Consider the following 19,620-nt stretch of genomic DNA (forward strand, 5'->3'; position numbering starts at 1 on the left):
TCCAGGTCGCGCGGCACCGTGCGCAGCGACTGGTAGAAGCTGAACGTCATGTTCCACGCCTGGCTCGTGAAGATCGCGAAGATCGCCGCGAGCTCGGCGCCGAGCACGCGGCTCGGGAACAGCGCGAGGAAGAACGTGACCGTAAACGAGATGAAGCCGAGCACCGGCACCGACTGCAGGATGTCGAGGATCGGGATCAGCACCATGCCGGCCCGGCGGCTTTTCGCGGCGAGCGTGCCGTACACCAGCGTGAACGCGAGCGACGCGACCATCGCGGCGAGCATCCGCAGCGTGGTGCGCAACGCGTATTCGGGCAGGTTCGACGGGTCGAGCGAGATCTTCTGGGTCTGAAGGGTCCCGATCGGCGCCATCGTTTCATGAAAGCCGACGACCGCCATCGCGATCAGGCAGATGATCAGCGGAAACGCGATGAAGTCCCACCGGTTCGGCAGGACGCGCCACGCGGACGCGTTGGCGGTCCGGTTCGGATTGAAGAATCCGACGTCCATCAGGCGCCCTCCCCGGTAAGGCCGAACGAAGCCGGCAGACGATGTTGATTCATGGCAAAGCGCACGGGCGCGGTAATTCGACGCGGTAATTCGATTGATTCACGATCTCACGCCGGCGCGGGGCGCCGTGCGTGCAAGCTGCGCCCTCCGGGCGCGGCGAGTCGGGCCGCGACGGCACGACACTACACCAACCTGTATTTCAGGTTCAACCGTCCGGGGCCGGCTCGGCTCGGCGCGGCGCGCGGGCGGGCGGCGCACGGATCGTGCCCGGCACGCGGGCGAACGGCAGGCGTGCGGTGCGGAGCAGCCCGGCCGCGGTCGTGCGGCCGGCATGCAGGCCCCGAATTATGCCGTGATCCGGGCCGGCCGGGAACCCGCCCGCCGCACACGGACACAAACCATGCAGGACGTCAGCGGACGATTGCGGCGAAGCAGGTATGATCGGGGCTAGCCCCTGGCGTCGCTAGCCCCATAGCCGCCAGGGATCGACCGACCAGCGGGAGGAAGCGAATGGCAGGAAACTTGGTGATCGTCTGCCGCGATCAGGACGCCGATGCGTTCTACGAGCTGATGCAGGAGTACGGGTCGTTCCAGACCCGGCTGTCGTCGACGGCGTGGTACCTGAACATGAACGTCGTGCCGGAATCGCTGCAGGAGGAGATCCTGGAGCGCCTCGGCCGCTATACGACCGTCTATATCTTCGAGGCCACGAGCGTGACCTACAACACCATCGACAGCAACGCCGCCGAGACGCTCGGCACGCTGTTCGGCGAATGATGCCGCGCGGCGCCTGCCCGGCAGGCGCCGCATGCGCCGCTTACGCGGCCTGGGCGTGAAGTTCGTCCTTCGGCACCACGTCGAACGGGAACGTCATCGCCACGCGCAGGCCGCCCTCGGGACGATTGCCGATCTCGCACGCCCCGCCCAGCCGCAGCACCAGCCGCTCGACGATCGCCAGCCCGAGCCCGCTGTGGCCGTTCCCGCCGCGCGCGGGGTCGAGCCGCACGAACGGACGCGTCGCGGCCGCCAGATCGCGCGGCGCAATCCCGCCGCCGCTGTCGCTGACCGACAGCACGTAACCCGCCGGCGTACGCGCCGTCTCGATGAGCACGGGCGGCGCGCCGTACGCATGCGCATTGTCCAGCAGGTTCGACAGGATCCGGTCGAGCGTCGCGGTCGGCAGGCGGAAGCCTTCGTCGGCGGCCAGATGCGTCTGGACCGCCGGCGCGTTCGGTGCGACCGCGCGATAGCTGCGGGCGATCCGCTCGCAGGTCTGGTCGACCGGCACGGGCTCGCTGCGGTCCGCCCCGCCGTGCGCGAACACGAGGAACTGGTCGACGATGTGCGACATCGAGTCGACATCGCGCACCACGCCGTCGCGCAGCCGCGCGTCGTCCATCATTTCCGCGCGCAGGCGCATCCGGGCGAGCGGCGTGCGCAGGTCGTGCGCGACGCCGGCCAGCATCACCGCGCGGTCGCTCTCGGCCTGCGACACCTGTTCCACCATCTGGTTGAAGCCGTGCGTGAGCTGGCGCAGCTCGCGCGGGCCGCGCTCGCGCAACGGCGGCACCGGCTGGCCGCGGCCGAAGCGCGCGACCGCGCGCGCCAGCGAGCGCAGCGGCTGCTGCAGCTGCCAGGCCGCGAACAGCGCGGCGATCACGCCGGCCGAGAAAATCGTGCCGAGCCACAACAGCATCCGGTCGAGCGAGCGCGGCGGGCGCAACGGCTGCACCGGCACCACGATCCAGTTGCGGTCGCTCGGCTCCTTGACCCACAGCACCGGCGGATGGCCCGGCGCGCCGATCTCGACCAGCGTGCCGGGCGGCATCCGCTCGCTCACGTCGTCACGGAAACGCTTGAGCGGCGCCGCCAGGTTCGAATCGGCGTCTTTCGGCACATCGGGACTGTCCGGCGACACCAGCCGCACCCGCGACGGCAGCGGCTGGTCGGGCGTGCGCTCGACGTGCTGGCGCACGGCGTCGACGAGGAACGCGGCCTCCTCGACGGCATAACGCGTCTGCATCTGGTTGCGCTCGAGGCGCATCGCGAAGAACCACGCGAAGTGCGACAGGAGCAACACGCCGACGACCAGCAGCGCCAGCCGCCCGAACAGCGAATCAATGGGCTTGCGCATGGGCCTCGCCGTCGGGCACGAACACGTAGCCGCGCCCGCGGACCGTCTGGATGAAGCGCGGCGTCGACGGATCCGTTTCCAGGATGCGGCGCAGGCGCCATACCTGGACGTCGATGCCGCGGTCGGTGCCGTCGTACTCGGGCCCGTGCAGCAGCTCGAGCAGCCGTTCGCGCGTGAGTGTGCGCAGCGCGTGATTCACGAAGATCTTCAGCAGCGCGAATTCGCTGCTCGACAGCGTCGCCGGCTTGCCGTCGACCGACAGCGTGCGCGCCTGGAAATCGAGCACGAAACGGCCGAACGCGAACGGCTCGCGCTGCTCGGGCGCCGCCGCCGACGGCGTCGCGCGGCGGCGGCGCAGCACGGCCTGCACGCGCGCGAGCAGCTCGCGCGGGTTGAACGGCTTGCCGAGGTAGTCGTCCGCGCCGAGCTCGAGCCCGACGATGCGATCGACGTCGTCCGCGCGCGCGGTCAGCATGATCACGGGGATGTCGTCGCCGGCCGCGCGCAGCTGGCGCAGCGCGGTCAGGCCGTCCACGCCCGGCATCATCAGGTCCAGCACGATCAGGTCGGGCCGCTCGCGCTCGAGGCGCTTCTCGAGCGTCGCCGCGTCGTGCAGCACGGACACTTCCATCCCCTGGCGCACGAGATAGTCGCGCAGCAGGTCTCGGAGTTCTTGGTCGTCGTCGACGATGAGGATCTGGGTAGTCATGGCTCGAAGTTTAGCGCGCGAGCGCGGAGTCGAAGAACGAAACAAAGGGGCGAAAGGGTTACTGCGGGTTACGACGCAAGGGAACTGTAATGCGCCGTAACCCGGCAGCCATCCCGCGTAACACCGGCCCGAGCACGCGCCGCTAACCTGCGTCTTACCGGATGCGGCACCCGGCTCACCCCGCGCGCCGCATCGCCGGACCCTTTGGATACAAGGAGTTTCTGAAATGTATAAGAACACTTCCCGCGTGGCCATTGCGGCCGCCACCGTGCTCGCTCTCGCATTCGGCACCGCGCATGCCGCGCAGCCCAACGACATGCCGCCGCCGGGCGGCCCCGGCATGCACCAGATGCACGGCGGCCATGACGGCGGCCCGTTCGGCGTGATCATGAAGCTGCACGACCAGCTCAAGCTCAACGCGTCGCAGGAACAGCAGTGGCAGACGGCCGTCAACACGATGAAGCAGAACCATGAAGCGATGCGCAAGAGCCACGAGCAGATGCGCGAGCAGTTCAAGGCGCAGCAGAACCAGCCGATCCTCGACCTGAACGCGATGCACGCCGCCCGCCAGCAGGCCGAGCAGCAGAACGCGCAGCTGCGCGAGCAGAGCTCGGCCGCCTGGCTCGCGTTCTACAACGGGCTGAACGACCAGCAGAAGACGACGGTCAGCACCGCGCTGAAGCAGCAGTTCGCGCGGATGGAGCAGCGTCACGAGAAGATGAAGGAACGCTGGGAGCAGCACCGCGCGGCCAAGGGCGCGTCGGCACCGGCGCAGTAAGCCGGCGGGCCGCCTCCCCGGGCGGCATCGCGGGGGACGCGGGCACCCGGCCCGCGTCCCCCGTTTCATTTCAGGCGACGTCGAACAGCAGCACCTCGGCCGCCCGGCCGCGTGCGAACGCGACCGCTTCTACCCCGGCGATCCGCGCGCCGTCGCCCGCGGCCAGCGCGTGGCCGTTGACCTCCACGTCGCCGCGCACCACGTGCACATAGGTGCTGCGCCCGGCCGGCACGGCGAATGCCGCCGCCTCGTCGCCATCGATCAGCCCCGCGAAGATCCGCGCATCCGCACGGATCGACAGCGCACCGTCGTCGCCGTCCGGCGACGCGACGAGCCGCAGGCGGCCGCGCTTCTCGTCGTCGGCGAAATGCCGCTCCGCGTAGCCGGGCCGTCCGCCCCGCTCCGCCGGCTGCAGCCAGATCTGCAGCAGATGCAGCACCCGCTCGCGCGACGCATTGGTTTCGCTGTGCATCAGCCCCGTGCCGGCGCTCATCCGCTGGACGCCGCCGGCCCGCACGATGGCGCCGTTGCCGAGGCTGTCGCGATGCGCGAGCGCGCCGTCGAGCACGCAGGTGACGATTTCGAGGTCGCGGCGCGGCTGCATCCCGAAGCCGCGCGTCGGCGCGATCCGGTCCTCGCTCAGCGCGCGCAGCGCGCCGAACGGCGGATGCGCGGCCCCGGCGTCGCCGGCAAGCGCAAAGCTGTGGCTCGATTCGAGCCAGCCTTGGCGCGTGTGGCAGCGGTCGGCGGCGCGGCGGATCTGGAACATGGGGCGGGCACTCCGGCAGGCAGATATTCTTTCTTCGGGTTTACCTGCACTGTAGGGGCGTGCCGGGCGCGCCACAATCCGCCGCCCGCGCACCGCATCGTTGCACCCGCGAACCCAATCGGCGTGATGCCCGTCGCGAATACCGCGATTGCCGCAACGCCCGAATCGAAGAATCGATCGGTCGCGCCGGATTGCCGTTTTCCGGGTATCGCGTTCGGGTAAAATACCGCCCTTTTGGCGTTCGCCCGTCCGGCGAGCGCCGTTGCCTGCGCGCCGAAACACGAATTTTGGCCGTCTAGAATACGCCGCGGCGCCCGGCCCGACCGGCCGCGAGCGCCTCCCCGGAAGTGAGCGACAAAAGGATGGAAATGAAGAAGGCCGCCCTGTGCGCCGCCCTCGCCCTCGTGGCGGGCAGCGCCTTCGCGAAAGAGTGGAAGACCGTGCGGATCGGTGTCGATGCCAGCTACCCGCCGTTCGAGTCGACCGCGCCGAGCGGCGAGATCGTCGGTTTCGACGTCGATCTCACCAAGGAAATCTGCAAGCGGATCAACGTGAAATGCGTGTGGGTCGCGCAGGATCTCGACGGAATCATTCCCGCACTGAAGGCGAAGAAGTACGACGTCATCGTGTCGTCGCTGACCGTCACGGACAAGCGTCGCGAGCAGATCGACTTCTCCGACAAGGTGTACGACGCGCCCGCGCGGATGATCGCGAAGGCCGGCTCGCCGCTGCTGCCGACGGTCGCGTCGCTCAAGGGCAAGCACGTCGGCGTCGAGCAGGGCTCGACGCAGGAATCCTACGCGAAGGCGTACTGGGAACCGCAGGGCGTGACGATCGTTCCTTACCAGAACCAGGACCAGGTCTATGCCGATCTCGGCTCGGGCCGCCTCGACGCGACGCTGCAGGATGAACTGCAGGCCGACTACGGCTTCCTGCGCACGCCGCGCGGCAAGGGCTTCGCGTTCGCCGGCCCGGAGGTGAAGGATCCGAAGACGATCGGCGACGGCACCGCGATCGGCCTGCGCAAGGACGACACGGACCTGAAGCTCAAGATCAACAAGGCGCTGGCCGACATGCACAAGGACGGCACGTACGACCGGCTGTCGCACAAGTATTTCTCGTTCAGCGTCTACTCGGCGCGCTGAGCGCCGACAATACCGGGAAGCGGATGCGGGGGCGGCCCCCGCGTCCGGCACGACAGGCAGTCAACCACGCGCCGCCCGCCCCCTCGCCCGCCGCTCGCGCGACGGGCTGGCCCGGCACCGTTGCCGGGGCGGACGGTCATGATACGTACGGGGCGTTCCGCGCAGCTTGGCGGGCGCGTCTTTCGCGGCGCACCGCGTGCGCCGTCCGGGACCACACCAGGGACCACATATGTTTCTACAAGGCTACGGCCCGCTGATCCTCGCCGGCACCTGGCAAACCGTCAAGCTGGCGGTGCTTTCGCTCGCGCTGTCGTTCCTGCTGGGCCTGCTCGGCGCGGGCGCGAAGCTGTCGCGCAACCGCTTCACGAACGGCGCCGGCACCGTCTACACGACGCTGATCCGCGGCGTGCCCGACCTCGTGCTGATGCTGCTGCTGTTCTACAGCCTGCAGATCTGGCTGAACATGGCGACCGACGCGCTCGGCTGGGACCAGATCGACATCGACCCGTTCCTCGCCGGCGTGCTCGTGCTCGGCTTCATCTACGGCGCGTACTTCACCGAGACGTTCCGCGGCGCGTTCCTGTCGGTGCCGCGCGGCCAGCTCGAGGCCGGCAGCGCGTACGGGATGACCAACTGGCAGGTGTTCACGCGGATCATGTTCCCGCAGATGATGCGCTTCGCGCTGCCCGGCATCGGCAACAACTGGCAGGTGCTCGTGAAGTCGACCGCGCTGGTGTCGATCATCGGCCTCGCGGACGTCGTGAAGGCGTCGCAGGACGCCGGCAAGGGCACGCTGCGGTTCTTCTTCTTCACGCTGATCGCCGGTGCGGTCTACCTCGCCATCACGACGATCTCGAACTTCGTGCTGATGTGGCTCGAAAAACGCTACTCGACCGGTGTCCGCAAGGCTGACCTATGATCGAACTCATCCAAGAATACTGGCGCAACTACCTCTACACCGACGGCTTCCGGATCACCGGCGTCGCGATCACGCTGTGGCTGCTGGTCGTGTCGATCGGCCTCGGCTTCTGCCTGTCGGTGCCGCTCGCGGTGGCCCGCGTGTCGAAGAGGAAGTGGCTGTCGAGCGCCGTGTGGCTCTATACGTACGTGTTCCGCGGCACGCCGCTCTACGTGCAGCTGCTGCTCTGCTACACCGGCCTCTACAGCCTGCAGGTCGTGCGCAGGCACGCGCTGCTCGACGCGTTCTTCCGCGACGGCATGCACTGCACGCTGCTCGCGTTCACGCTGAACACCTGCGCGTACACCACCGAGATCTTCGCGGGCGCGATCAAGGCGACGTCGTACGGCGAGATCGAGGCCGCGCGCGCGTACGGGATGTCCACCTTCACGATGTATCGCCGCGTGATCCTGCCGTCCGCGCTGCGCCGCGCGCTGCCGCTCTACAGCAACGAAGTGATCCTGATGCTGCACGCGACCACCGTCGCGTTCACCGCGACCGTGCCGGACATCCTGAAGATCGCGCGCGACGTGAACTCGGCGACCTACATGTCGTTCCACGCGTTCGGCATCGCCGCCCTGCTCTATCTCGTGATCTCGTTCGCGCTCGTGTGGCTGTTCCGCCAGGCCGAGCGTCGCTGGCTCGCGTATCTGCGCCCGCAAGGCAAGTAAGTTTCCGCAGGACTATTCATGAATTCCCAGACTCAGAAGCTTTTCGTCGACGATCTGCACAAGCGGTACGGCGACAACGAGGTGCTCAAGGGCGTATCGCTGAAGGCGAACTCGGGCGACGTGATCAGCGTGATCGGCTCGTCCGGTTCCGGCAAGAGCACGATGCTCCGCTGCATCAACTTCCTCGAACAGCCCAACTCCGGCCGCATCTTCGTCGACGGCGAGGAAGTGCGCACCGCGCTCGACAAGACGGGCGCGCTGCGCGCCGCGGATTCGAAGCAGCTGCAGCGCGTGCGCACCAAGCTGTCGATGGTGTTCCAGCACTTCAATCTCTGGTCGCACATGAACGTGATCGAGAACGTGATGGAAGCGCCCGTCAACGTGCTCGGCATCCCGAAGAAGGAAGCCGAAGACCGCGCGCGCGAGTACCTCGAGAAGGTCGGTCTCGCGCCGCGCGTCGAGAAGCAGTATCCGTCGCACTTGTCGGGCGGCCAGCAGCAACGTGTCGCGATCGCGCGGGCGCTGGCGATGCATCCGGACGTGATGCTGTTCGACGAGCCGACGTCGGCGCTCGACCCGGAACTGGTCGGCGAAGTGCTGAAGGTGATGCAGAAGCTGGCCGAGGAAGGCCGCACGATGATCGTCGTCACGCACGAGATGGGCTTCGCGCGCAACGTTTCGAACCACGTGATGTTCCTGCACCAGGGGCGCGTCGAGGAAGAAGGCGTGCCGTCCGAGGTGTTCGCGAACCCGAAGAGCGAACGCCTGCGCGGGTTCCTGTCGGGCAGCCTCAAGTAACGCGCGCTCCTCCGCGCCGCACTGCACGAACGGGCGCCATGCGGCGCCCGTCTTGCGTTTACGCGGCGTCCACCGGCGTGCCGTCGGCGAACGCGCGCAACGCGTCGCCCGCGAGCCGGTAACGCACCCATTCACTCTGCGGCGCGGCGCCGACGCTTTCGTAGAAGCGGATCGCCGGCTCGTTCCAGTCGAGCACGCTCCATTCGAAACGCCCGCAGCCGGTTTCCACCGCGACGCGCGCGAGCGCCTTCAGCAGCCGCAGCCCGGCGCCCGCGCCGCGAAAGCGCGGCGACACGTACAGATCCTCGAGATACAGGCCCTGGCGGCCGAGCCACGTCGAATACGAGAAGAAATACACGGCGAAGCCGGCCGGCTCGCCGTCGACCTCGCAGATCAGCGCACGCGCGGGCGAACCTTCGCCGAACAGGCTGCGCTCGAGCGATGCAGGCGTCGCGACCACTTCATGCTCCGCCTTCTCGTAGATGGCCAGCTCGGTGATGAAACGCAGGATCTGCGGCACGTCGGCGACGGTGGCCCAACGGATGTCGATTTGCACGGTGGGGAGCCCTCCTTCGGCCCGGACTGAAAACGGAATGCGGCGGCGCTCGCTCGCGCAATCGCGCGTGACGCCGCCCGGATCGACATGCTACGTTCATGAGACAACTGCAGGAAGTGCAGTTTCTTCATCCTGACATGAACATGATGCATCCAGAGCTGCGCCGTCTCGACCTGAACCTGCTGCTCGCGTTCGACGCGCTGTACCGCCACCGCTCGGTCGCCGCGGCCGCGCACGAGCTGGCGATGAGCCCGTCCGCGCTCAGCCACGCGCTCGCCCGGCTGCGCGAAGCGATCGGCGACGCGCTCTTCGTGCGGCTCGGCAACGAGATGCAGCCGACCGTGCGCGCCGACGACATCGCCGCCTGGGCCGGTGATGCGCTCGACACGATGTCGAAGGGGCTCGCCCGCGCACGCCGCTTCGATCCCGCGCAAAGCGACCGCACGTTCGTGTTCGCCGCGAGCGACTACACGGCGTTCGCGGTGCTGCCGGCGTTGCTCGCGCGTATCGAGCAGGTCGCGCCGCGGCTGCGGATCCGCGTCGTCCACTCCGACCGGAAGATCTCGATCGACGAACTCGCGGCCGGCCGCATCGACTTCGCGCTCGGCTATCACGAGGAGTCGGCCGCCGACGCGCCGGGCATCGAGGATTTCGACTGGTTTTCGGACGACTACGTGGTGATCGCGAGCGCCACGCATCCGGACATCCGCCGGCGGCTGACGCTCGACCAGTACCTCGCGGCACGCCACGTCGTCGTCACGCCGTGGAACGAGTCGCGCGGCGTCGTCGACTACGTGCTCGACCGGCTCGGCCTCGCGCGGCAGGTCGCCGTGCAGTTGCCGAGCGTGCTGGCCGCACCGTTCGTGATCGCGGAATCGGCACTCCTGATGACGGTGCCGAACCGTGCCGCACAGGCGCTGCGCCACGCGGCGCCGATCCGCATCTTCCCCGCGCCGTTCGAGATCCCGCGCTACACGGTGAAGGTCTACTCGCACGCGAAGCATGCGCGCACCGACGCGCACCGGTGGCTGCGCGCGCAACTGCTAGACGTCCGGCCGACGGGCGGTTGAGTTCGACGCTGCGGTGCGGCGCGCGGAGCGCCCGCCGCGCCAGCGTTTCCGGCGCCCGGGCGGCGGCGGACCACTGCCAATTCATTACGAAATACTTACCAATTCCGCGCGTCCCGCTCTTACGCTCGCGCTCCGGCAACGTCAATAGTGACAATCCTTGACCCACCGGCGCCGAATCCGTGTCTCCCTTGTCTCACAAAGGTTTTCCGGGAATCGATGGCCCCTTGGGCACCCGCTGCGCACTGTGTTGCATGGCAAATTGGCGACACGTGTTAGTCAAACAACGATTTCCATCGCCACAAAATTGTATTTTTGCTAAATTAGTAACCAAAGTAGCAAAACGAAGTTCGTGAAATGTAGTTTAGCTTCACGACACAACAAGGAGACCCCGCAAGCCGACCCGGCCGCGCGGGACCGCTCAACGGTTTTCCGTCCGCTTGCCCGCGTGCCGCGCTTACCGGCCCTGCACGAGGTCTCCCTGGTTATCCCGCTTTTCGCTTTTGCCCGGCGCTCGCTGCTCCGGGCATCTCGTGCAGTCTGGGTTGACTTTTTGACAGGGTATGGAGGAGATGATGAAGAAAGCTTTGGTCGCGGCCGCGCTGATGGCTGCTGGGGTGGTTACGGCGCACGCGCAGAGCAGCGTCACGCTGTATGGTCGCCTGGATGCCGGCCTCGAGTACCTGAACGGCCTGCAGAACGGCCACCAAGTGCGCGCGGAAAGCGGCGACTGGGGCACGAGCCTGTGGGGCTTGAAGGGCAGCGAGGACATCGGCGGCGGCAACAAGGTCCTGTTCCACCTCGAAGGCGCGTTCAACACGATGACGGGCGGCTTCAGCGGCTCGATCTGGGATCGTTTCGCGACCGTCGGCATCTCCAACGACCGCTACGGTACGCTGCTGCTGGGTCGCGAACTCGCGATCGCGAACGGCGTGTGGGACTTCGATCCGCTGGGCCAGTCGAGCTGGTCGTCGGCATCGCTCGTGCGCGGCCGCAACTGGAACAAGACCAGCAACAACGTGTCGTACCAGTCGCCGCAGTTCTACGGCCTCGACTTCTACGGCCAGTTCGCGTTCTCGAACTCGACCAGCTTCAACGGCAACACGACGGCCGGCCAGCCGGGTCGTGCAGCCGGCGCACAGGTCACGTACACGAACTCGCTGTTCCAGTTGCGCGGCATCTACGACGAAACGCGCGACAGCAACGGCCGCTTCTCGGACGTGTTCAACTACTCGCGTGAATACTTCGCGGGCCTGAACGTGTTCCTCGGCCAGTTCAAGCTGCAGGCGGCTTACCAGTCGTCGCACGCGGACGGCAGCGGCGGCCCGGCCGTCAACAACGGCATCACCGGCACCCAGCAGGTCTGGGGCGGCGTGACGTGGCAGGCCACGCCGGCGGCAGCGCTGATCGCGGCCGTGTACCACGTGAATGCCAACCACGGCGGCGGCAACGCGAACATCTACACGGTCGGCGGTTCGTACAACATCTCGAAGCGCACGCTGTTCGACGTGCAGGTCGCGACGGTGCGCAACAGCTCGACGGCCAACTTCGGCCTGAACGCGAACGGTGCAGGCACCGCCGTGTCGACGGGCAACCCGCATCCGGGCGGCAGCCAGACCGGCGTCTACGCCGGCATCCAGCACCTGTTCTGATCAGGCGCCGTCCAGAGAACGATTCGACAACACTTTCCACGCTGCTGCGAGAGGCGCGTATCGGTGCGGTACCCTCCCGGGTATCCGCACCGTTTTTTATTGGCGGGCCGGGATCGTGCGATCCGCGGCCCGATCTGCCCGATCTGCCGAACGGGCCGGATGCGGCGCTCAGACCGCCGCTTCGTTCTCTTCGCCGGTGCGGATGCGGATCACGCGCTCGACGTCCGACACGAAGATCTTGCCGTCGCCGATCTTGCCCGTGCGCGCCGCGCCGATCACCGCGTCGATCACCTGGTCGACCTGCGCTTCCGCGACGACCACCTCGATCTTCATCTTCGGCAGGAAGTCGACCACGTATTCGGCGCCGCGATACAGCTCGGTGTGCCCCTTCTGGCGGCCGAAGCCCTTCACTTCCGTCACGGTCAGGCCGGTGAGGCCCACTTCGGCGAGCGCTTCGCGGACTTCGTCCAGCTTGAACGGCTTGATGATGGCGGTGATGCGTTTCATGATGGTTGTCCCTCAATGCTCGTTTGGATGAAAAATCGCAATCCCGATTTTAAGCCGTAAGTGTAAGCCGTAAGCCGGCCGGCCGCGCACGGCGCGGCACGGCTCAGTCGAGACGTTCGGTAAAGCGTGACGTGATCGGATAGCGCCAGTCGCGTCCGAACGCGCGATGCGTGACGCGAATGCCGATCGGCGCCTGGCGGCGCTTGTATTCGTTGATCTTGATGAGCCGCGTCACGCGCGCGACGTCGGCCTCCGCATAGCCGGCCGCGACGATCTCCGCGAGCGGCCGGTCCTCCTCCATGTACATCCGCATGATCGCGTCGAGCACGTCGTACGGCGGCAGGCTGTCCTGGTCCGTCTGGTTCTCGCGCAGCTCGGCCGACGGCGCGCGCGTCAGGATCCGCTCGGGGATCACGTCGCGCAGTCCGTAGTCCGCAGTGGCGTTGCGATAGCGGCACAGCCGGTAGACCAGCGTCTTCGCGATATCCTTGATCACCGCGAAGCCGCCGGCCATGTCGCCGTACAGCGTGCAGTAGCCGACCGCCATCTCGCTCTTGTTGCCGGTCGTCAGCACGATCGAGCCGAACTTGTTCGACAGCGCCATCAGCAGCGTGCCGCGGATGCGCGCCTGGATGTTCTCTTCCGTCGCGTCCTCCGCGCGGCCCGCGAATTCGCCCGCGAGCGCCGCGCGGAACGCGTCGAACATCGGCGCGATCGCGATCTCGTCATAGCGCACGCCGACGCGCCGCGCCATCTCCGCCGCGTCGGTGGTCGAGATGTCGGCCGTGTAGCGCGACGGCATCATCACCGCGCGCACGCGCTCGGGCCCGAGCGCGTCGCAGGCGACCGCGAGCACCAGCGCCGAATCGACGCCGCCCGACAGCCCGATCAGCACGCCGGGGAAACCGTTCTTGCCGATATAGTCGCGCACGCCGGTCACGAGCGCGCGATAGACCTGCGCGTCGACCGGCAGCTCGGGCGCGATCGCACCCGGCAGCGGGCGCGCGCCGTCGAATTCGACGATCGCGTGCCCTTCGTCGAACTGCGGCATCTTCGCGACGAGCGCGCCCTCGCCGTCGAGCACGAACGAGCCGCCGTCGAACACGAGCTCGTCCTGGCCGCCGACGAGGTTCACGTACACCATCGGCAGCCCGGTTTCGCGGATCCGCGCGCGCAGGATGTCGATGCGCAGCGCTTCCTTGTTCATGTGGTACGGCGAACCGTTCGGGATCAGCAGCACCTGCGCGCCGGCGGCCTTCGCGATCTGCGCGGCCGACGCATGCCATGCGTCCTCGCAGATGATCACGCCGTATCTGACGCCGTCGAGCTCGAACACGAGCGGCTCGGTGTCGGTCGCGAAGTAGCGCTTCTCGTCGAACACGTCGGCGTTCGGCAGATCCTGCTTGCGGTAGGTGCCGACGATCTCGCCGCCGACGATCAGCGACACCGCGTTGTAGGTGTCGGCCGGCGGCACGCCGCGCTCGATCGGGCGGTTTGCATTACCATCGACGGCTGGCGCGTGCGGAGCACCGCCCGACGGACCGCCGCCCGACGGATCGCCGCCCGACGGATCGCCGCCCGCGCTGCGCAACGGATGGCCGACCAGCACCGCGAGCCCGTCGAACGCACGCAGCGCATCGGCGAGCGCGTCGAGCGCGGCGGCCGCCGCCGTGTAGAACGCGGGCCGCAGCAGCAGGTCTTCCGGCGGATAGCCGGACAGCGCGAGTTCGGGCGCGATCATGAGGCGCGCACCATCGTTGTGCGCGGCGCGGGCGGCGGCAATGATCCGCGCGACGTTGCCGGCGAAATCGCCGACGGTGACGTTGATCTGGGCGAGAGCGAGTCGGGTCTTCATGACGGGATCGGCGCAGCCCGGCGGCGCGCCCTGAACGGCTGACGAAAACGCCTCGGAAGCGGGCCACGGCGGCACGCATCCGGCGGCATCCAACTGTACGGATTCACGCTTGAAACACGAACGCATCGATTATCGCACGGGCATCCTGTCGTCCCCCGCCGAGGTGCCGGCCGACGAATGGAACGCGCTGCTCGAGCGCGACGCGCAGCCGACGCCGTTCCTGCGCCACGAATTCCTCGACGCACTGCACGTCGCGCGCTGCGCGGTCGACGACACCGGCTGGTCGCCGCACTTCGTCACGCTGACCGACGCGCGCACCGGCCGGCTCGCGGCGGCCGCGCCCGTCTACGCGAAACAGCATTCGTACGGCGAATACGTGTTCGACTGGGCGTGGGCCGACGCGTACCAGCGCAACGGGCTGTCCTACTACCCGAAGCTGCTGTGCGCGGTGCCGTTCACGCCCGTGCAGGGCACGCGCCTGCTCGCGGCCGACGACGACGCGCGCCGCCGGCTCGCGGCCACGCTGCTCGCGTTCGCCGAGCAAAGCGACGTGTCGTCGCTGCACGTGCTGTTCCCGACCGGCGACGAGGCGCGGCTGCTCGAGTCGATGGGGATGATGCTGCGCGAAGGCGTGCAGTTCCACTGGCTCAACGACGGCTACCGCGACTTCGACGACTTCCTCGGCACGCTCGAGCAGAAGAAGCGCAAGAACATCCGCGCGGAACGTCGCAAGGTGCGCGATGCCGGCGTCACGTTCCGGCGGCTCGCCGCCGAGCAGATCACCGACGCCGACTGGCGCTTCTTCTCGCGCTGCTACCGGCAGACCTATCGCGAGCACTATTCGAGCCCGTACCTGAATCTCGACTTCTTCCGCGCGATCGGCGCGACGATGCCGGAGAACCTGCTGCTCGTGATCGCCGAAGCCGACGGCAAACCGATCGCGAGCTCGCTCGCCGTCTACCGGCGCGGCGCGAACGGCCGCGGCGGCACGCTGTACGGCCGCTACTGGGGCGCGCTCGAACACGTGCCCTGCCTGCATTTCGAAACGGCCTACTACCAGTTGCTCGAATTCTGCATCGAGGCCGGGCTCGACACGTTCGAGGGCGGCGCGCAGGGCGAGCACAAGCTCGCGCGCGGCTTCCTGCCGACCGTCACGCATTCCGCGCACTGGCTCGCGCACCCGGCGTTCTCCGATGCGGTCGCGCGCTTTCTCGAACGCGAGACCGAGCATATCCACGCGTACGTCGACGAGCTGCGCGAGCACGATCCGTTCCGGCGGGGGCCGTGACGGCGGGCGCGAATCATGTCGCTTGCGGCGGCACGCGCCAATTCTGAGACACTGACGGCTTCGCATCCCGCCGCCTCCCCATGTCCTGGTTTCTGTATCTGATCGAGTGTGCCGACGACAGCGTCTACACCGGCATCACGACCGACGTCGCTGCGCGCTTCGACGAGCACGCAGCCGGCAAGGGCGCGCGCTATACGCGCTCGCGCAAGCCGCGCGCGGTGCTCGCGTCGTTCCCGCTGCCCGACCGGTCGATCGCGTCGCGCGCCGAGTACTGGGTGAAGCGGCTGACCGCCGCGCAGAAGCGCGAACTGGCGGCAGGATTGCGAACGCTGGAATCGGTGCTGCCGGCTGTGGTGACGATCGGCGGGGAAGTCGACGCGGACGGTTTGAAGGCCGGCACGCGGCGTCGGAAGAAGGTGATGAAGAAGGCGCCGCAGCCCGCCGAAATCGCGATGCAGGCGGTCGAAACGGAACGACCCGTCAGGAAAGCCGCGAAGGCCGGTAGTGACGGGAAAGCATCGCGGTCCGGCAAGACCTCGAAGTCCGGGCAAAGCGCGCAGGCTCGTGCGAAGACGAAGGCAGCCAGCAAGCGTGCGACGAACGGCGACGCTGCCGAAGCAAAAAAGGCCGCGTCGCGCAGCACGGCGGCAAAGCAGGACAAGCCTGCCGTCAACTCGACGCCGAAACGGAAAGCGCCGGCGGCCGGCGGCAAGTCCGTCGCGAAGGCACGCGCCGGCAGCGCTTCGACATCGCCGGCGCGCAGCGGTGCGTCGGCGGCCGGAATGGCCAGAACCGAAGCCGTCGAAGCCGCTGCTCCGGCCACCACCGAGCGCGGCGCAACGGGCGCAATTCGCTCAAGCGGCTCAACTCGATCAACCACCTCAACACGAGCGAAGCGTACGAAAACCTCGCCGAACGCCGGCTCCCAGCCCGCGCCCGCCCGCACGCGAAAGAACACCACCACGGGCGCCAAACCGCGCACAAAACAAAACCGCGCGGCCTCCTGAGGAGACACGCGCGGTTTGCGTTCCGAACGAGCCGGCCGCGAGGCCGGCCAGCCGGCTTACTTCTTGTAGTTCGCGGCGCCGTCGGCGATTTCCTTGTGCGCGGCGTCGATGCCGGCCCAGCCTTCGACCTTCACCCACTTGCCCTTCTCGAGCGCCTTGTATTGCTCGAAGAAGTGCTTGATCTGGTCCTTCAGGTACTCGGGCACGTCGTCGATCGACTTCAGGTTCGCCGTCATCGGGCAGACCTTGTCGTGCGGCACGGCGACGAGCTTCGCGTCGACACCCGACTCGTCGGTCATCTGCAGCATGCCGAGCACGCGCGAACGCACGATCGAGCCGGCCAGCAGCGGGAACGGCGTGATCACCAGCACGTCGACCGGATCGCCGTCGCCCGACAGCGTCTGCGGGATGTAGCCGTAGTTCACCGGATAGCGCATGCCGGTACCGATGAAGCGGTCGACGACGAGGAGGCCCAGCTCCTTGTCCGCCTCGTACTTCACCGGATCGCTTTGCGCGGGGATCTCGATGATCACGTTGAAATCGTGCGGCAGGTCCTTGCCGGCCGGAACATGATTGAAGCTCATAGCGCTCTCTGTTGGTCGATGGAATTCGGGACAGGGGCGCCGCGGCCGTTGCACCGCCGCGGGCGTCCCCGCAGGGAATGCGCCATTATAGCCAATCGACCGGTGGCGTCCGGATGACGATCGGCGCGATAATCGTTCCGGATGTCCGGCCATCGAACCCCGGGTGATGTTGCATGGAAGCCGAGTAGGCGCTGAAGCGTCAACCCGGGTCGACCGCGAAGCATGGGACCCGAGTAGGCGCTGAAGCGCCAACTCAGGTCGACCGCGAAGCATGGGACCCGAGTAGGCGCTGAAGCGCCAACTCGGGTCGACAGGAGCACGCATGGAAGAAGCGAAGCACTTCATCGCAGGCGAATGGACGTTGCCCGCGCAACTGGAGACGATTCCCGTCGTCGACCCGTCCGACGGCCAGCCGTTCGCGACGATCGCGCGCGGCACGGCGCCCGACATCGAACGCGCGGTCGCCGCCGCCCGCGACGCATTCGCGGGCCCGTGGGGCGCGGCGAGCGCCGCAGAGCGCGGGCGGGTGCTAATGCGGCTGTCCGCGCGCGTCGCCGACCATCTCGAGGAACTCGCCGCGATCGAGGCACGCGACACCGGCAAGCCGCTGAAGCAGGCGCGTGCCGACGCCGCCGCGCTCGCCCGCTACTTCGAGTTCTACGCGGGCGCCGCCGACAAGCTGCACGGCGAAACCCTCCCCTATCAGGCCGGCTACACGGTACTGACGGTGCGCGAGCCGCACGGCGTCACCGGCCACATCGTGCCGTGGAACTACCCGATGCAGATCTTCGGGCGCAGCGTCGGCGCGGCGCTCGCGGCCGGCAACGCATGCGTCGTGAAACCGGCCGAGGATGCGTGCCTGTCGGTGCTGCGCGTGGCCGAACTCGCCGCCGAAGCCGGGCTGCCGGCCGGTGCGCTGAACGTGGTCACCGGCTACGGCCATGAAGCGGGCGCGGCACTCGCGCGCCATCCCGGCATCGATCACATCTCGTTCACCGGCTCGCCCGCGACCGGCAAGCTGGTCACGCAGATGGCCGCCGAAAACCACGTGCCCGTCACGCTCGAACTCGGCGGCAAGTCGCCGCAGATCGTATTCGCCGACGCCGATCTCGAAGCGGCACTGCCCGTGCTCGTGTCGGCGATCGTACAGAACGGCGGGCAGACCTGCTCGGCCGGCAGCCGCGTGCTGATCGAGCGCGCGGTCTACGAGCCGCTCGTCGAACGGCTCGCCACCGCGTTCAACGGGCTGCGGGTCGGCCCGAGCCGCGCGGATCTCGACTGTGGCCCGCTGATCAACGCGAAACAGCAGCAGCGCGTGTGGGACTTCCTGTCCGACGCGCAGCACGACGGCATTCCGATGGCCGGGCACGGCCAGGTCGTCGCCGACGCGCCCGAAAGCGGCTTCTACCAGGCCCCCGCGCTGCTGCGCGACGTGCCGGCGTCGCACCGACTCGCGCAGGAGGAAGTATTCGGCCCGGTGCTCGCCGCGATGCGCTTCGTCGACGAAGACGAAGCGGTCGCGCTCGCGAACGGCACGCCGTATGGCCTCGTCGCGGGCATCTGGACCCGCGACGGTGCACGCCAGCTGCGTCTCGCGCGCCGCCTGCGTGCCGGCCAGGTGTTCATCAACAACTACGGCGCGGGCGGCGGCGTCGAGTTGCCGTTCGGCGGCGTCGGCCACTCGGGCCACGGCCGCGAGAAAGGCTTCGAGGCGCTGTACGGTTTCACGACGCTGAAGACGATCGCGATCCGGCACGGCTGAACCAGACGAACGCGGCCGGCAACGGACCGGCCGTGTCCCGCAGCACCCTGCACGCATCCAGCACAGGAGACACACCATGCGGTTGAGCGGCAAGACGGCCCTCGTCACGGGCGGCGGTTCGGGCTTCGGCGAAGGCATCGCGAAGACCTATGCGCGCGAAGGCGCGAACGTCGTCGTCAACGACCTGAACGGCGCGGCGGCCGAGCGCGTCGCGAGCGAGATCGCGCTGGCGGGCGGCAAGGCGATCGCGGTCGCGGGCGACGTGTCGAAGGACGCCGACTGGCGCGCGCTGCTGCAGGCCGCGCTCGACGATTTCCATTCGGTGCAGATCGTCGTGAACAACGCCGGCACCACCCATCGCAACAAGCCGGTGCTCGACGTGACGGAAGCCGAGTTCGACCGCGTGTACGCCGTCAACATGAAGAGCCTGTTCTGGAGCGTGCAGACCTTCGTCCCGTATTTCCGCACGCAGGGCGGCGGCGTGTTCGTGAACGTCGCGTCGACGGCCGGCGTGCGGCCGCGCCCGGGCCTCGTCTGGTACAACAGCACGAAGGGCGCGATGATCACCGCGAGCAAGTCGCTCGCGGCCGAGCTCGGCGCCGACCGGATCCGCGTGAACTGCATCAACCCGGTGCTCGGCGAGACGGGCCTAATGACCGAGTTCATGGGCTGCGAGGACACGCCGGAGAATCGCCGCCGGTTCCTCGCGACGATTCCGCTCGGCCGCTTCTCGACGCCGCAGGACATCGCGAACGCGGCCCTGTACCTCGCATCCGACGAAGCCGAGTTCATCACCGGCGTCTGTCTCGAAGTCGACGGCGGGCGCTGCATCTAGCCGCACGGCCGTGATGGCGCCGCGCCGGCAGCGCCG

General features: G+C 68.0%; 19 protein-coding genes and 2 pseudogenes. 12 read left to right on the forward strand and 9 right to left on the reverse strand.

Annotated elements, in window-relative coordinates:
- Positions 1–509, reverse strand: a pseudogene (locus tag U4Z31_RS27080) (sulfonate ABC transporter permease); the annotation flags it as partial.
- Positions 510–1,019: 510 nt separating this feature from the next.
- Here U4Z31_RS27080 and U4Z31_RS27085 point away from each other — a divergent pair.
- On the forward strand, positions 1,020–1,286 hold the full coding sequence (locus U4Z31_RS27085) for a hypothetical protein (protein WP_027786765.1): 267 nt from the start codon (positions 1,020–1,022) through the stop codon (positions 1,284–1,286).
- A 40-nt stretch (positions 1,287–1,326) separates the two neighbouring features.
- On the opposite strand, the gene U4Z31_RS27090 is transcribed toward U4Z31_RS27085, so the two are convergent.
- Positions 1,327–2,643: an ATP-binding protein gene (locus U4Z31_RS27090; protein ID WP_124488435.1), complete on the reverse strand. Its 1,317-nt coding sequence runs from the start codon at positions 2,641–2,643 to the stop codon at positions 1,327–1,329.
- Positions 2,627–3,352, reverse strand: coding sequence for a response regulator (locus tag U4Z31_RS27095; protein ID WP_006755678.1), 726 nt, complete (start codon positions 3,350–3,352; stop codon positions 2,627–2,629). The genes U4Z31_RS27090 and U4Z31_RS27095 overlap by 17 nt, the downstream gene beginning before the upstream one ends.
- Positions 3,353–3,578: 226 nt before the next feature.
- On the opposite strand from U4Z31_RS27095, the gene U4Z31_RS27100 reads away from it, so the two are divergent.
- A complete protein-coding gene (locus U4Z31_RS27100; protein ID WP_044847746.1) occupies positions 3,579–4,130 on the forward strand; it encodes a Spy/CpxP family protein refolding chaperone in 552 nt (183 codons plus the stop codon).
- A 70-nt stretch (positions 4,131–4,200) separates the two neighbouring features.
- Here U4Z31_RS27100 and U4Z31_RS27105 read toward each other — a convergent pair whose 3' ends face one another.
- Positions 4,201–4,899, reverse strand: a complete 699-nt coding sequence (locus U4Z31_RS27105) for a pirin family protein (RefSeq protein WP_321811956.1) — start codon at positions 4,897–4,899, stop codon at positions 4,201–4,203.
- A 368-nt stretch (positions 4,900–5,267) separates the two neighbouring features.
- Here U4Z31_RS27105 and U4Z31_RS27110 point away from each other — a divergent pair, with 368 nt between their 5' ends.
- The 4 genes from U4Z31_RS27110 to U4Z31_RS27125 all read left to right on the forward strand — a co-directional run bounded on the left by U4Z31_RS27110 (position 5,268) and on the right by U4Z31_RS27125 (position 8,471).
- Positions 5,268–6,044, forward strand: a complete 777-nt coding sequence (locus U4Z31_RS27110) for an ABC transporter substrate-binding protein (protein WP_044847744.1) — start codon at positions 5,268–5,270, stop codon at positions 6,042–6,044.
- Positions 6,045–6,273: 229 nt separating this feature from the next.
- Positions 6,274–6,963 (forward strand): ABC transporter permease, encoded by a 690-nt coding sequence (locus U4Z31_RS27115; RefSeq protein WP_044847743.1) that lies wholly within the window; start codon positions 6,274–6,276, stop codon positions 6,961–6,963.
- Positions 6,960–7,673 (forward strand): ABC transporter permease, encoded by a 714-nt coding sequence (locus U4Z31_RS27120; protein WP_321811928.1) that lies wholly within the window; start codon positions 6,960–6,962, stop codon positions 7,671–7,673. Before U4Z31_RS27115 ends, U4Z31_RS27120 begins: the two co-directional genes overlap by 4 nt.
- 18 nt (positions 7,674–7,691) lie before the next feature.
- Positions 7,692–8,471: an ABC transporter ATP-binding protein gene (locus U4Z31_RS27125; protein WP_044847741.1), complete on the forward strand. Its 780-nt coding sequence runs from the start codon at positions 7,692–7,694 to the stop codon at positions 8,469–8,471.
- A gap of 58 nt (positions 8,472–8,529) precedes the next feature.
- Here the strand turns inward: U4Z31_RS27125 and U4Z31_RS27130 are convergent, their stop codons facing one another.
- A complete protein-coding gene (locus U4Z31_RS27130; protein ID WP_321811929.1) occupies positions 8,530–9,027 on the reverse strand; it encodes a GNAT family N-acetyltransferase in 498 nt (165 codons plus the stop codon).
- Positions 9,028–9,125: 98 nt separating this feature from the next.
- Here U4Z31_RS27130 and U4Z31_RS27135 point away from each other — a divergent pair, with 98 nt between their 5' ends.
- Both U4Z31_RS27135 and U4Z31_RS27140 read left to right on the forward strand, forming a co-directional pair.
- Positions 9,126–10,097: a LysR family transcriptional regulator gene (locus U4Z31_RS27135; protein ID WP_321811930.1), complete on the forward strand. Its 972-nt coding sequence runs from the start codon at positions 9,126–9,128 to the stop codon at positions 10,095–10,097.
- Between the two features lie 569 nt (positions 10,098–10,666).
- Complete coding sequence (locus U4Z31_RS27140; RefSeq protein ID WP_044847749.1) at positions 10,667–11,746, forward strand: porin; 1,080 nt, start codon at positions 10,667–10,669, stop codon at positions 11,744–11,746.
- A 168-nt stretch (positions 11,747–11,914) separates the two neighbouring features.
- On the opposite strand, the gene U4Z31_RS27145 is transcribed toward U4Z31_RS27140, so the two are convergent.
- Together U4Z31_RS27145 and U4Z31_RS27150 are read right to left on the reverse strand one after the other, a co-directional pair.
- Positions 11,915–12,253 carry a P-II family nitrogen regulator gene (locus U4Z31_RS27145; protein WP_006398637.1) on the reverse strand — a complete coding sequence of 113 codons (339 nt, stop codon included), beginning with the start codon at positions 12,251–12,253 and terminating at the stop codon, positions 11,915–11,917.
- Positions 12,254–12,356: 103 nt separating this feature from the next.
- Positions 12,357–14,108 carry an NAD+ synthase gene (locus tag U4Z31_RS27150; RefSeq protein WP_321811931.1) on the reverse strand — a complete coding sequence of 584 codons (1,752 nt, stop codon included), beginning with the start codon at positions 14,106–14,108 and terminating at the stop codon, positions 12,357–12,359.
- A 109-nt stretch (positions 14,109–14,217) separates the two neighbouring features.
- Here U4Z31_RS27150 and U4Z31_RS27155 point away from each other — a divergent pair, with 109 nt between their 5' ends.
- Both U4Z31_RS27155 and U4Z31_RS27160 read left to right on the forward strand, forming a co-directional pair.
- On the forward strand, positions 14,218–15,396 hold the full coding sequence (locus U4Z31_RS27155) for a GNAT family N-acetyltransferase (protein WP_321811932.1): 1,179 nt from the start codon (positions 14,218–14,220) through the stop codon (positions 15,394–15,396).
- A gap of 80 nt (positions 15,397–15,476) precedes the next feature.
- Positions 15,477–15,638: pseudogene (locus tag U4Z31_RS27160) on the forward strand (GIY-YIG nuclease family protein); the annotation flags it as partial.
- On the opposite strand, the gene U4Z31_RS27165 reads toward U4Z31_RS27160, so the two are convergent.
- Positions 15,587–16,411: a hypothetical protein gene (locus U4Z31_RS27165; RefSeq protein WP_321811933.1), complete on the reverse strand. Its 825-nt coding sequence runs from the start codon at positions 16,409–16,411 to the stop codon at positions 15,587–15,589. The pseudogene U4Z31_RS27160 and the gene U4Z31_RS27165 overlap by 52 nt on opposite strands.
- Positions 16,412–16,459: 48 nt before the next feature.
- Entirely contained in the window at positions 16,460–16,987 is a 528-nt protein-coding gene (ppa, locus tag U4Z31_RS27170; RefSeq protein ID WP_011885693.1) for an inorganic diphosphatase, read from the reverse strand.
- Between the two features lie 322 nt (positions 16,988–17,309).
- Between ppa and U4Z31_RS27175 the strand changes: the two genes are divergently transcribed.
- Together U4Z31_RS27175 and U4Z31_RS27180 are read left to right on the forward strand one after the other, a co-directional pair.
- On the forward strand, positions 17,310–18,749 hold the full coding sequence (locus tag U4Z31_RS27175; protein ID WP_044847737.1) for an aldehyde dehydrogenase family protein: 1,440 nt from the start codon (positions 17,310–17,312) through the stop codon (positions 18,747–18,749).
- Positions 18,750–18,825: 76 nt separating this feature from the next.
- A complete protein-coding gene (locus U4Z31_RS27180; protein ID WP_044847736.1) occupies positions 18,826–19,584 on the forward strand; it encodes an SDR family oxidoreductase in 759 nt (252 codons plus the stop codon).
- Positions 19,585–19,620: the final 36 nt, after the last annotated feature.

This window comes from Burkholderia sp. BCC1985, from assembly GCF_905339915.1.
In the GTDB taxonomy this organism is placed as follows: Bacteria; Pseudomonadota; Gammaproteobacteria; order Burkholderiales; family Burkholderiaceae; genus Burkholderia.

Bases quoted from the DNA above. Each gene is read 5' to 3' on its own strand.
- U4Z31_RS27085 (WP_027786765.1), top strand. From the start codon at position 1,020: ATGGCAGGAAACTTGGTGATCGTCTGCCGCGATCAGGACGCCGATGCG.
- U4Z31_RS27090 (WP_124488435.1), bottom strand. From the start codon at position 2,643: ATGCGCAAGCCCATTGATTCGCTGTTCGGGCGGCTGGCGCTGCTGGTC.
- U4Z31_RS27095 (WP_006755678.1), bottom strand. From the start codon at position 3,352: ATGACTACCCAGATCCTCATCGTCGACGACGACCAAGAACTCCGAGAC.
- U4Z31_RS27100 (WP_044847746.1), top strand. From the start codon at position 3,579: ATGTATAAGAACACTTCCCGCGTGGCCATTGCGGCCGCCACCGTGCTC.
- U4Z31_RS27105 (WP_321811956.1), bottom strand. From the start codon at position 4,899: ATGTTCCAGATCCGCCGCGCCGCCGACCGCTGCCACACGCGCCAAGGC.
- U4Z31_RS27110 (WP_044847744.1), top strand. From the start codon at position 5,268: ATGAAGAAGGCCGCCCTGTGCGCCGCCCTCGCCCTCGTGGCGGGCAGC.
- U4Z31_RS27115 (WP_044847743.1), top strand. From the start codon at position 6,274: ATGTTTCTACAAGGCTACGGCCCGCTGATCCTCGCCGGCACCTGGCAA.
- U4Z31_RS27120 (WP_321811928.1), top strand. From the start codon at position 6,960: ATGATCGAACTCATCCAAGAATACTGGCGCAACTACCTCTACACCGAC.
- U4Z31_RS27125 (WP_044847741.1), top strand. From the start codon at position 7,692: ATGAATTCCCAGACTCAGAAGCTTTTCGTCGACGATCTGCACAAGCGG.
- U4Z31_RS27135 (WP_321811930.1), top strand. From the start codon at position 9,126: ATGAGACAACTGCAGGAAGTGCAGTTTCTTCATCCTGACATGAACATG.
- U4Z31_RS27140 (WP_044847749.1), top strand. From the start codon at position 10,667: ATGATGAAGAAAGCTTTGGTCGCGGCCGCGCTGATGGCTGCTGGGGTG.
- U4Z31_RS27145 (WP_006398637.1), bottom strand. From the start codon at position 12,253: ATGAAACGCATCACCGCCATCATCAAGCCGTTCAAGCTGGACGAAGTC.
- U4Z31_RS27150 (WP_321811931.1), bottom strand. From the start codon at position 14,108: ATGAAGACCCGACTCGCTCTCGCCCAGATCAACGTCACCGTCGGCGAT.
- ppa (WP_011885693.1), bottom strand. From the start codon at position 16,987: ATGAGCTTCAATCATGTTCCGGCCGGCAAGGACCTGCCGCACGATTTC.
- U4Z31_RS27175 (WP_044847737.1), top strand. From the start codon at position 17,310: ATGGAAGAAGCGAAGCACTTCATCGCAGGCGAATGGACGTTGCCCGCG.
- U4Z31_RS27180 (WP_044847736.1), top strand. From the start codon at position 18,826: ATGCGGTTGAGCGGCAAGACGGCCCTCGTCACGGGCGGCGGTTCGGGC.